We start from the raw sequence: 11,942 nt of genomic DNA, 5'->3' as shown, positions 1-11,942 counted from the left end.
TATGAGATTTGATGATTTTGATTGGCATGATTCTATATTGGAGTATATAATAATAAATAGGCAAGATTTAGGTTTAAACGATATTGTTGAGTTAGGTATAACGTGGACTTCAGGAGAGAGTGTTACATTGTTATTTATGAATGTGCGTAAATGTATAATGAATTTGAATTTTGGAATAGACACAAAAGATTGGGTCTATTGTGCTTATGAAACAGATGATGATGAAGATTTTATATTCTATAAAAAGCAGGTAGTAAATATTTATGATGATATAGATAAGTTGAAATGTTTTGTGATAGAAACATCAACAACGGGTAGTGTTATGAAAATTTTTGCATCTCAAATGGTTGTAAAATAGAATATTAGTTTTTTTTTTAGAAGTTTAAACAGTGCAACGGCTAGCATCGGAATTTTATTAATTGTTTTGTTCTAGAAAAAGTTTACAAAACTTTATAATTAACTTGTTTGGGCAAATTGTATGATTTATACTAACGAGAAAACGTAGAGTAATGTTTGTTTCGAGTAAAAGACGAGCGAGGAAATGTAATTTGTATTATCCTGAAAAAAGTTTACTTGTACCGATAACTTTAGGCTGTATATTGAAAGTTTGAAATATCGAGGAGGAAAAATAGAATCTCCTCGATATTTATTTTGTTAGGTTTGGAATTATTCTGGCAAAGGTGGCAAGATAACTTGTAGGCTTAACGCTTTGGGGAAGCATGGTAAAAGTGTGGAATCGTACACGGATAACACGGGGAAGGTGTTGCCTGTTGGGAGGGTAACATGATAAATGATAGCCGCCGTGCTTTGAATTTATCGTATAATGTCTTAAATTTGTTGAGTGAAGTCAAGACCGGCAGCACGGTGAAGGCTAGTTACGGTTACCTCGCTGACGGTACGGAGTTGCGGGTACGTGACGCGGGGAGCAACGGTTTTGACTACCTGGGTTCTTTGACATACAAGAGTGGCAGTGGCGGTTTGCAACTGGAGTCAGCGAGTTTCGGTGATGGCGTGATCCTGACGGGCACGGGTGGACAGGAGGTGAATTACTTCCTGACGGATCACCTGGGGAGCGTCCGGGTGATCGTGGATGCTAGCGGGGTGGTGAAAGAGCGGAACGATTACTATCCTTTCGGGGCTAGGCACGCGAGGTCGGATTACCCCCAGCAGGCGGCGAACCGTTTCAAGTACAACGGGAAGGAGGAGCAGGTAACGGGTGATCTGGGTTACCTTGATTACGGGGCGAGGATGTACGATAGCGGGTTGGGAAGGTGGTTTGGTGTAGATCCTAAAGCGGAGGATTATTTTTTTATAAGTACATACAATTATGTTGCCAATAATCCGATTAATGCAATTGATATTAAAGGAGAAAAAATAAAAATAGTAAATGGAAACAATTTCAGGCAAGTATTACTAGACTTGGGACGTGTTTATGCAACAAGTCTAGGAAGAAATATTATAGATCGATTGATTCAATCAAAAGATATATTTGAGATTAAAGGAATTACAAGTAGTCCTTATAATTCATCTTATAATAGATTGTTTAACAAGATAAAATATTATTTGGGTGATGCGCATGTTGATGGTGTTGAGAATACATCATTTCTATTTTTAGCCCATGAATTATTTCATGCCTATCAAGATGATATATCTAAAAAATATGATACATATGATGATCGACAAAGGGATGCTATGCGCTTTGAAAATTATGTAAGAGAAGTATATGGCATGAATGAATTCCGAGTCTTTAGCAGTGGAGAGCAATTGTTATCTAAATTTGATAATCGTTTCCCTTCAAATGGGGAAAGAATTGATTTTTCGTCTGTTTCCGTGGATATTCGAGTTACAGATTTTAATGGAAATTTTGGAATAAGAGATGGGAATTCTCAATATGTACTACAGGATAAAACTAGAATGAATCAGCACTTTTTTGATGTTGCTTATTTATTACAATACATGAGTAATAAGGGATTGCAAAAATTAACTTTTTATTTTTATTGATATGTTACGAAAGTTTGCTTTAAGTTCCATTATAACAGGTGGAGTGATGATTATAAGTATATTGTCCTATAGATTATTTATAGGATTATGTAAGGGATGGGATGTTTTTATGGTGCTTAATCCTGTGTTTTTTTATATACTATTAATCATAGCTGGGAATTATTTACTAAAGAACAGGAATGAAGCGGTTCATTTATACAGATTGTTTAGCTGGGGAATCATTATTGAACGTTCTTTATTTATGTATCTGATGAATGATATTGTGGAAATTATGCTCATGGATTACGTCCCTTTAATTTGTGCATTGCCTTTTATTATAATGTATCCAAGAAAATTTAATGGAGGAGTGAATGATTATATGGAACGTAAATTTGCATGGAGTTCTATAGTAATGGGAATTATGCTTATTTCAGGTATAATTTTTATTAGATTAACAATAGACTTGTACACGGGCTGGAATGTTTATATGATGCTTGGACTTTTATTTTTTTATTCATTATTGAGTGGAGCTGGCATTAGTTTGCTACTCAAGAGGAAATACGCGATTCTTTTATATAAACTATTCAGTAGAGGAATTATAATAGAACGATTCTTGCTTATGATTTTTTTGTATAAATATGTGGATATCGTGCAAGTGGTTTGTATTCCTATTGTTTGCATATTACCCTTTATTATAATGTGTCCAAGAAAATAATTCACATATGTATTGCTTTGAAAAGAGTTTACTTGTATCGATAACTTTAGCCTGTATATCGAAAAAGAGCGGGAGTGGCGGTTTGCAGTTGGAGTCGGCGAGTTTCGGGGATGGTGTGATCTTGACGGGCACGGGCGGTCAAGAGGTGAACTATTTCTTGACGGATCACCTGGGTAGTGTCCGGGTGATCGTGGATGGTAGCGGTGTGGTGAAGGAGCGGAACGATTACTATCCTTTCGGGGCTAGGCACGCGAGGGCAGATTACCCTCAACAGGCGGCGAACCGTTTCAAGTACAACGGGAAGGAGGAGCAGGTGACGGGTGATCTGGGTTACCTTGATTACGGGGCGAGGATGTACGATAGCGGGTTGGGACGTTGGTTCGTGAACGATCCCCTTCTAGAGAAGTATTTATCTCTATCTTCTTATTCTTATTGCGGGAATCACGTGATTGGCGCGATCGATTTAGGTGGGCGATTGTTCGTGTTTGTTAACGGTTTCAATCCCGTGGAATATGCCGCTCACGAGGGACGAAACATGGCAAGGGATTTGCACGGTTTACCGGCAGAAAGGTATAATCCTAATCGTGACTTTCAAAGGCATGATTTTTACGGGTGGGCGAATATAGACAAGTTGTACATGGCAACGTGTAAAGATGATAACGCTTTATACGTTAGTGGAAGTTTCGAGCCATTTTCGCGAGCTACCGAACGGTATCAAGCGGGGGTACAAAAAGGAATGGAGCTTTTAACACGATTACGGTCCGGTTCGTTATCTTTAGCTGAAAATGAAACTATCAAAATTGTCGGGTATAGCATGGGAGGGGCGTACGCGGCGGGCATGGCAAGTGTGCTGATGAAGGATGAGGAGTATAGAGGGAAGTTAGAATTTGTCGATTATTTAGCACCTTTTCAGCCAGAACAATTTGAACACCCGAAAGGAGTCTTAGGAAGACAATACGTGGCTTTACAAGATATGATTGCGGGAAAAGGTAAAAGAATTCGAGGTGGAGACGAGTTAAAACTTTTTTTGCGTAATATAAGTACTATAAAAGAAAGTATTACCAGCTTGGGAGGACATATTCTTGATTACGGTTTTTATCAATTCATGCAAAACTGTTTTAACGCGGGAATTCCTATTTATATTGTTCAATAAAATTATAAAATCATGATTATTAAAAGCAAGTATATAAGATTTATTTTTGTTTTAATGGCCGTACTTTCAGTACTTTTTTATTCTCCTTTTTCTTGGATAGATCCTTTTGATTGTTTCATGTCATTCCCGGCATTGTTGAGAAGTTTGCTTGTAATCCTTGGAATGGTAATTTATATAGTATTTGAGTGGAGAAAGATTTTTTTTGGGAAAAAGAATATAACTTTCATGGAGGCTTTTATACTGGTATTTTTTATATCGTTTACGTTTAGATACCTCATTTTTGCAATGATGGAATTGATAGCGAAAACAATATTTGCCATGTTACTTGTTTTCTTGTGGTACCCCTTTCTTGTCATGTATGTCATAGTTAGTTGTTTTTGTTCATTGTACATGTTAAATAAGGCAGATAATAATATATCATGCTAAAAAAGTTTACTTATATTCGTGACTTTAGGTTGTATATCGAAAGATTGCAATATCGAGGAGAAAAAAACAGAAACATGAATTTTCTTCAAGCATGCTTTAATTCAGGGATCCCGATATATATAAAATGAAATGGATAGTTATTATTTTAAAATTAGTTGTGAACTAGGAATCACTTCAGAAGAAATTTCTGTGGCAGATATAACGAGACAATTGGGTTTTTCTCCAGGTAGATCTTTTACTAAAGGTGAATTTTTTCGTTCAAAACATAGTGGTACTCAAGGGGAAAAAGCATATAATTTGTGGGCGATATCATCGTCCGAGTGTTTATTGGAATACGAGAATATAACTCCAGCATTAAATGAACTTAGAAGTATATTCATTGGTAAAGAAGATATACTTAGAGCAATGAAGTTTGATGCTCGTTATAACATAACTCTTACAATTTGGATAGAAACAGATGATGCAGGTATAGGTTTAGATATTAAAGAAGATGATATTGCGTTTTTTAATTTAGTGAATTATGTGCATTTTACATTTTTGCCTAATAAAGAAAGTTGTTAATCGATGTGTTTATCCTGGAAAAAGTTTACTTGTACTGGTAACTTTGGGGAGTCTATCGAAAGTTTGAAATATTGAGTAGGAAAATAGAGTGCACTCCTCAATATTTATTTTGTTAGGTTGGGAATTATTCCGGCAAAGGAGTCAAGATAACTTGCAGGATTAACACCTTGGGGGATAGAACGGTAAAAGTGCGGAAACGTACAGGGTTACCTGTTGGGAGGGTAACCTGGTAAATGATAGCCGTCAGGCTTTGAATTTGTCGTATAATGTATTGAATTTGTAGAGAGAGGTTAAGACGGTGGCACGTTGAAGGCTAGTTACAATTACCTTGCCGACGGGACGAAGTCGCGTGTACGTGACGCTGGTAGCAACGGTTTTTATTACCTGGGTTCTTTGACATACAGGAAGAGTGGTGTCGGGTTGGGGTTCATATGTTTACGGTGTTCACGGCAGAGTGGAGAAAGAATACCTTCCCTACGCGAAGGTGGGGAATAACGGGGCTTTTGACAATAATTCTTTACTTCCCTCGAACTGGTTGGTTCACGGGAGTTCGGATGCCCCGTTCGCTTTCACGTTGTCGGAATATGACAATAGCCCTCTCGATAGGATTGTGAAGCGGACGGGACCAGGGAAGAGCTGGCACGAGTCGGGCAAGGGGGTGACGATGGGCTATCACCTGAACGAGGCGAACGAGGTGCGCCTGTACCGGGTGACCAGGGATGGGGCGCTCGCGCTTGACGGGTATTACCGGGGCGGGAGTTTGCAGAAAGTTATAGTCAAGGACGAGGACGGGACTCAAAACGAGACATTCATGGACAATGACGGTAGGACCGTTTTGTCTGTCAACGTGAACGTTGGCGAACGTTTGGAAACATACAGCGTGTATGATGATTATGGAAGATTGAGGTACGTGTTGTCGCCGGAGGCGAGCGCTTTACTGGGCAACACGATAAACGAGAATGTCCTCGAGCGTCTTGCTTACCGTTATCGTTATGACCGTTACGGTCGTCTTATCGAAAAGCGTTTGCCGGGATGTGCCCCGGTGTACATGGTTTATGACCGGCGTGACCGGCTGGTGCTGGGCCAGGACGGGAAGCAGCGTGTAGAGAACGCCGACAAGTGGAGTTATTTCCTTTATGACGGTCAGAATCGCATGGTGGAAACGGGTGAGGTCGTGATAACGGGAACGGTGACGTGTTAGAAGTAAACTTTATGATGTACTTCTAACACGTTATTTATTAATTTTAGTTTGGGGCTTGTGGCGTCCATTTGATCGCGTCAGCAATAAGTGTTTGATTTTCGTCTCCTTCATCGTAAAGGGTTATTTTATACTCTCCGGGGATGCAATAGAAAGTACCTAAAGAATTCCATCCCGATTGTTTATTGATATACACAATGTGTTCCTGTTTGTCTGGGAATGTAATCGAGTACTTTTGTATTGGAGATGATTTCGGGGAATCATTATTAAGATGTTCCATGGGAATATAAACGAATGCCTCAAATGTATCTTCTTTGGTGATGTTTGTGCTCCATTCCACGGAGGGTTGGTTGCTCATGGTTGTTTTTTTGCATATGTAGTTTCGTTGGGGAAAGCCGTATGCTGTTTCGTTGAATATTGTTTGCCATTTTTCCGTGATTACTTGGAATTGCTTTGTGGTATAAGAGTATTTTTCTTGTGTATGTATGTGCTTTTCCAAATAGTCACGAAGTTTATGGAATTTTTGTATGATTTTGAATCCCGGGTCAAGGTTATCCACGATGATTTCATTCGGGAGCGGCATGAAATGGGTTTTATCAAGATCGTGAGTATGTGGTATGGTATCCGGGGGAAAGGAGAGGTATTCTCTATGGTTGAATTGGCTAGGGAAGTTTTTTGAGATGTTTGTGCTTAATTGAAAATCTCGAAAATTGTTTATTAAGAACACGAATTCTTTCCCCGTTTTAGCTTTGATTTTAAATGATTGGTATTTTATAGTCATTGCTCGCTTATGTTGATCGAAAGCTTGTTGGAGAGCCGCTAATCCACGAGGAGGAAGAGTCTTTTCAATAGTCGTGATGATGCCGTCCACGTCACTGTCGTTGAAAATCCTAAATTGAATTCTACATTCACTGGTAATCTTATTCGTGAAAGTGAAATAATAGTCTTGGATACGATAGGCGGGAAGATGGTTTCGTGTGTACCAGTCGGGAAGTATATTCTCCAAGTCTATTTGGAATTTTGTGATACATTGTTCGTTTAACAAATGAAAATCTATTTCTTGGAACAGGTGTGTGGTCATGAATGTGTTGAAAAATGAAACAAGAGAGTCTTGTGGAATGCCGCGAGTGCCGAGGATATCCACGAGTTCCCTGCTTTTTAGTAATAGAATTGCGTCAAGAAGCGTGGGGTTTATCTCCCTGTCTTGCAGGGCTTGCTGCAGGCTTTTGTCGGAAAGATATTCTATTGCACGATGTTCTATGGTTGATGGGATTTTTTGGCGTCCATCTACGCTCGTTTCGTTGTTGTCTATTAAAATAATATTGACGATAGCGTCCATGAAAGGGTACTTGCTTGATCGTAAATACGTGGTTTGGTTGGTGAATTGAGGGAGAATGGAGTGTGGATTTTTTTGTTTTTTCAATTTGAATACAGTATTAATCATTTGTCTTGTAGTGTATAATGACAAAATTTCAGACCAGGAAAACGGTAAGAATTCTTTGTCATTCAGCAGGAAAATGGAGATGTCACCTGATACTTTTAGCCTTCGTTCCGGGTAAAAGAGTAGTTCCGGTTGGACAAATTCACTTCCCCCTTTGGCGTTTCGGAAATAGGATGTGAAGCTTACGGGAGTTTCTGCTAGAATGAATCGTTTGTAGGGATACGATCTCCCGACACGTGTTTCCACGGAGTGCCTGGTATCTCGTATCATGCCGGGGTAAGAAGATGCCTTGTTTAACCCGAAGTTTTTAAACAGGCGGGCGTGTTTCTTTAAAACGTTGAACTCGTACGTGATGGAATCGACCACGAGCTTGCGCGTGGCGTAATCCCCGATGCAAAGGGAAATGCCGGTCAAGGGATGCTCGTTCTTGAAAATGGTATTTTTGTCGTTAGAAAGTCTTTTGCCCTGGGAAATCGCGCGTTTTCCCGGCAGATGGGTTACTTGCAGGGAGTAGCGGGAGAGGTTTCTCGGGGTTTGGTATGGAGAACGAGGATTCACGGGCGGTATCGTTGTCGGGTACCAGGCAGCCTCTGGAACGAGTAAGGTAAAATTTTTCTCGAGAAACACGTGGTGTTTGCCGTGCCGTGCTGCTAGATGCATGTTGTCAGTCGTGTTTGTCACGATGTTATCCGGGATGTCCAGGTAGCATAAATTTTCGTCGATTTGCCCGTCGTAAGAGATTTGGATTTTTAAGCTGTCGTTTTCACGTAGTTCTTTTTGAACGCGGATGACTTGCTGTTCTCGTTCAAAGGGCAGGTTTACGTTGTTCGTGGTTAACGAGTTGATATTTAAGCCCGGGTTGAGGTATAGTATGATCTCGTCAAGTTGTTGGGGAGTCTGGTTTTGCACGAGTAGCTCGGTTGTAACGGACATTTTGTTATCGGTCTGGGAGTATAGTATATCTTGTGATAATAGGGTGGCCCGGGGGGTAGTGGCGTAGCGGTTGTACACGTCGGTGTACGCGTGGCGTAGCGAGATAACGTGTTGGTTTGCCAGGAAAAAGGATAAGCCGAGGAAGAGACTCGCTGTGATAAAAATGGTTGCCGTGCAGACCCTGGAAATTTTGGAGGGGTGATTGGGTATTCTGTCAAAGTTGATGGCTGCCAGTTGAATGCACCCGATCCCGAGAGATAGCCAGCATCTGCGTTGGAGGAGGTAGTTCGTCATGTCAGGGTGTCCCGTGATGTCAGAGAACGTGTTGGGGAGCGAGAGTCCCATTGGATCGAGGAGACCGGCCTGGAAATCCTGAATGTAAAATATGCAGAAGAACGTGAATCCTAAAAGAATGATGATGCTTAATATATGGCTTTTAAGCCAAGTCCCGAGTAAGAATGAAATTCCTAGAAAGAACACGATCGAGGGAATGGTCATCGTGAATAGATAGAAAAAGTAATAGGCTATGTTTAAAGGGGCAGAATGACTGAATAAATGTAATATCATGGCAAAGAACAAGGATAGTATGGCTAGACCACCAAAAAAGCAGATGAAGGCGATACCGACACTCCACACGTATTCCATGTTACTTGTCGGACGATAGTATATCGCGTCCATTGTGTCTATTTTTTGATCTTTATAAAAAAAATGGCTTCCGAAAATAATTAACGGCAGAGTCAGAAAGATGGAGAATAGAAAAGTATTCATGTACGGGATGAACGAGGGAAAATCTAGCTCGATCGAGTTCCCTCGAAAAATAGTTTGTTGCATTTGGGCATGCAAGATGAGTCCATACACGAAGAGAAAGTAGATGATTAAGCTCTTGTTCCTTGATAGTAGTTTTATATTATATCGAATGATTTCAAGGTTTAATGCCTTGTTGGCATTTCGTTTTTGGTGTGTATTTGTTTCCATACTTGAATATATTAAGGAGGGACGTGTTCGTTATTCGCAAATATATAAAAATAAATATACTTGTATGTAGAAGTGGAGATTTATGTCGGGTCGCGGAAAAAGGATATTCAGCATCCGACGAGCCAGGAAGGTGTAGGTTTGCTGTATGGTTGAGAAATTGTGGAAAATGTGAATTTTCTCGTGGTTATATATTTGAGAAAAGAAAACGTTGGTTAATTGTGGTTGTTGCGGGTTTCCTGCATGAAATTGATACTGTGGCAAGCCACTACGCCTGCGGTTTCCGTGCGCAGGCGGCTTTCGCCCAGCGTTACGGGAATGAAGCTGTTGTTTTTGGCTAGTGCTATTTCCCGGCTGGAAAAATCTCCCTCGGGTCCGATGAGTATCGTGACCGGTTCGTCGGGAAGGTAGGCTTCGTCCAGTCGTTGCTTGTTGTCCTTATCGCAATGGGCGATACATTTTACGCCTTCTCGCCGTGCCTGCACGAAATCGTCGAAGGGCGTCATCGGGTGAAGCGTGGGGAGGTAGGCTTTCAGCGATTGTTTCATGGCGGAAACGATCACTTTCTCCAACCTGTCTGGCTTGATGATTTTCCGTTCCGAGTGTTCGCAAAGCAACGGGGTGATCTCGTCAATCCCTATTTCCGTGCATTTCTCGAGAAACCATTCGATGCGCTCGATGTTTTTGGTCGGGGCGATGGCGATGTGTACGCGGAAATTCCGTTGCCCGTAATGTTCTTTTTTCTCGATGCATCTGACTTCACAACGCTTGGCGTTCGGCTGAATGATCTCGCAGGTGTAGAATCCCCCTTTGCCGTCAACGAGCGATACTTGGTCACCCGCCTCGAGGCGAAGCACTTTGATACAGTGTTTTGATTCTTCTTCCGGTAGCGTGTATTCATTGCCCGTGATGTCCGGCGTGTAAAATAGATGCATGGTTTCGAGTTTTAATGACAGGGCAAAGGTATAAAAACGCTTGGGAACACGCAACTGCGACAGGGAAGTTAATAAGAAGAATACCTAAAAGAATACAAGTGATCAGAATTTTTTCTGATCATTTGTGGTACTAGATATTATCTTTAAATTGAAAAGTACAGATTTAGTTTAGCTAATCTAAACTTCACAGCATATTTTGATTTAAATACTCTTTCTGATAGCATAAAATCCATCTATATTGCCTTTTAAAGACATTTACTGAATGTTCCTTCTATAAGATTTCTTTGTTTCGTCATATTCTTTTTTTATCCCAAAGAGATGGTATATTCTTTTGTTATTCAATTATTTAATAATAAATGTTTATATCACACCCCGTTCAGTAAGAATAGCTTTTAATTTATTAAATCTTTTTATTTCCCACTCGGTTTGCTCTTTTTTTTCCTCTGCTGTATTTTCACGTTTGTAATAATTAGCAGGAACTTCAATTGGAGGTGACTCATTTTCGATATCCTTTATCGCTATATGAATACAATCCCCTATTTGTAACTTAGATTTGAACCAAATTACCCCTTTTTTCGTCTGTATATCCAATCCGTTGAAATTGAGGTAAATATTCTCACGGACCTTACTAATAGCTATTCCAATACTTTTGTTGCCAATAGATGCTGAAATTGTATTTCCATTGTATTGTAATTCAAGACCTAACATATTTACTAATCTTTAATATCTAATTTCTTTTTCAAACTATTATACTCTTCTATTAATAACCAAGTAGTCATCTTCGTGATTGATTCTGGTTCTGTTATATCTTGCTCATTAATGTCGATGACATTTATAGTTAAAGAGTCACCAATATTTAAACTCGTTTCACACCATGTCGTGTTTTCAAAACGGTCTTCTTCTTGACCAGCATTAAGTAATAATATCCTTTTTTCATATCCAGATATCATAATGCTGAGTACTCCACTTTTTAAAGCAGACTTTATTGATTTGTCAGCAACGATTAATTCAAAACCTATCATTATCAATAATTTAAGTTATCGTAATAATGTAATATACTATCATTAGTCTGAAACTCTTTATCATGAATGAATAAGTTGGACAAGAACATTGGTTCGTTGCCAATGCGATATGGTAAGACATATTCACAGAAATCTTCAAATTTCATTTCAAGAAGCCAAGGTGTCCTTTCCCTCTGTTTAAAAACATTATTAATATACGCTATCAAAAAATCAGAAGAAATATTTAGAATATCATCTTTTCTACTAAGCCTAGCTGTAATTTCAGAATTGAGCAATGGAATGATTTTAAGATAATACCTATAGTAACAAGAATATTTAGAGAAGTTTGAATCTATGTAATTGTAATAATTGTTCAATGCTTCACCTTCAAAAGTGTAATGACCGGGCATATTCTTGATTAAGTATTGAGCGGCTTTTAATTTTAAGTGCTCCCCTTTTGATGAAAAATGATCTAACACTTTTTCTAGTTCTTGTCTATTATTCCCACTAAGTTTTAGTGCTTTTTCAAGAGATGACGATGAACATCCTACGATGTACAGGCAGACGGAAAATAAATAAAGCAACTTTTTTAAAATATGTTTCATGTTCAACCTCATTTTTCTCTAT

At 39.4% G+C, this 11,942-nt stretch carries 11 protein-coding genes; 6 read left to right on the top strand and 5 right to left on the bottom strand.

From position 1 onward, the window contains the following. Nucleotide 1 precedes the first annotated feature (1 nt). From BN8899_RS05215 to BN8899_RS05185, 6 genes are all read left to right on the top strand, one after another. Nucleotides 2-358, top strand: a complete 357-nt coding sequence (locus BN8899_RS05215) for a hypothetical protein (protein ID WP_065218588.1) — start codon at nucleotides 2-4, stop codon at nucleotides 356-358. 425 nt (nucleotides 359-783) lie between these two features. Beyond that, nucleotides 784-2,001, top strand: coding sequence for an RHS repeat domain-containing protein (locus tag BN8899_RS21100; RefSeq protein ID WP_065218587.1), 1,218 nt, complete (start codon nucleotides 784-786; stop codon nucleotides 1,999-2,001). Nucleotide 2,002: 1 nt separating this feature from the next. Further along, entirely contained in the window at nucleotides 2,003-2,695 is a 693-nt protein-coding gene (locus tag BN8899_RS05205; RefSeq protein WP_065218586.1) for a hypothetical protein, read from the top strand. Between the two features lie 7 nt (nucleotides 2,696-2,702). Next, nucleotides 2,703-3,848 (top strand): RHS repeat domain-containing protein, encoded by a 1,146-nt coding sequence (locus tag BN8899_RS21095; protein ID WP_065218585.1) that lies wholly within the window; start codon nucleotides 2,703-2,705, stop codon nucleotides 3,846-3,848. 555 nt (nucleotides 3,849-4,403) lie between these two features. Then, nucleotides 4,404-4,835 carry a DUF4279 domain-containing protein gene (locus BN8899_RS05190; protein ID WP_065218583.1) on the top strand — a complete coding sequence of 144 codons (432 nt, stop codon included), beginning with the start codon at nucleotides 4,404-4,406 and terminating at the stop codon, nucleotides 4,833-4,835. A 409-nt stretch (nucleotides 4,836-5,244) separates the two neighbouring features. After that, nucleotides 5,245-6,036, top strand: coding sequence for a DUF6443 domain-containing protein (locus BN8899_RS05185; RefSeq protein ID WP_065218582.1), 792 nt, complete (start codon nucleotides 5,245-5,247; stop codon nucleotides 6,034-6,036). Nucleotides 6,037-6,079: 43 nt separating this feature from the next. Here the strand turns inward: BN8899_RS05185 and BN8899_RS05180 are convergent, their stop codons facing one another. The 5 genes from BN8899_RS05180 to BN8899_RS05160 form a co-directional block, all read right to left on the bottom strand. Continuing rightward, nucleotides 6,080-9,085: a golvesin C-terminal-like domain-containing protein gene (locus BN8899_RS05180; protein WP_148375280.1), complete on the bottom strand. Its 3,006-nt coding sequence runs from the start codon at nucleotides 9,083-9,085 to the stop codon at nucleotides 6,080-6,082. Between the two features lie 509 nt (nucleotides 9,086-9,594). Further along, nucleotides 9,595-10,314: a 16S rRNA (uracil(1498)-N(3))-methyltransferase gene (locus BN8899_RS05175; protein WP_065218580.1), complete on the bottom strand. Its 720-nt coding sequence runs from the start codon at nucleotides 10,312-10,314 to the stop codon at nucleotides 9,595-9,597. A 360-nt stretch (nucleotides 10,315-10,674) separates the two neighbouring features. Next, nucleotides 10,675-11,022 carry a hypothetical protein gene (locus BN8899_RS05170; protein WP_065218579.1) on the bottom strand — a complete coding sequence of 116 codons (348 nt, stop codon included), beginning with the start codon at nucleotides 11,020-11,022 and terminating at the stop codon, nucleotides 10,675-10,677. Nucleotides 11,023-11,027: 5 nt separating this feature from the next. Beyond that, entirely contained in the window at nucleotides 11,028-11,336 is a 309-nt protein-coding gene (locus BN8899_RS05165) for a hypothetical protein (RefSeq protein ID WP_065218578.1), read from the bottom strand. A gap of 2 nt (nucleotides 11,337-11,338) precedes the next feature. Continuing rightward, on the bottom strand, nucleotides 11,339-11,920 hold the full coding sequence (locus tag BN8899_RS05160; protein WP_065218577.1) for a hypothetical protein: 582 nt from the start codon (nucleotides 11,918-11,920) through the stop codon (nucleotides 11,339-11,341). Nucleotides 11,921-11,942 lie beyond the last annotated feature (22 nt).

Source organism: Butyricimonas sp. Marseille-P2440, assembly GCF_900091675.1.
Classification (GTDB): Bacteria; Bacteroidota; Bacteroidia; order Bacteroidales; family Marinifilaceae; genus Butyricimonas; species Butyricimonas synergistica.
This window is presented reverse-complemented; position numbering and strand designations above follow the sequence as displayed.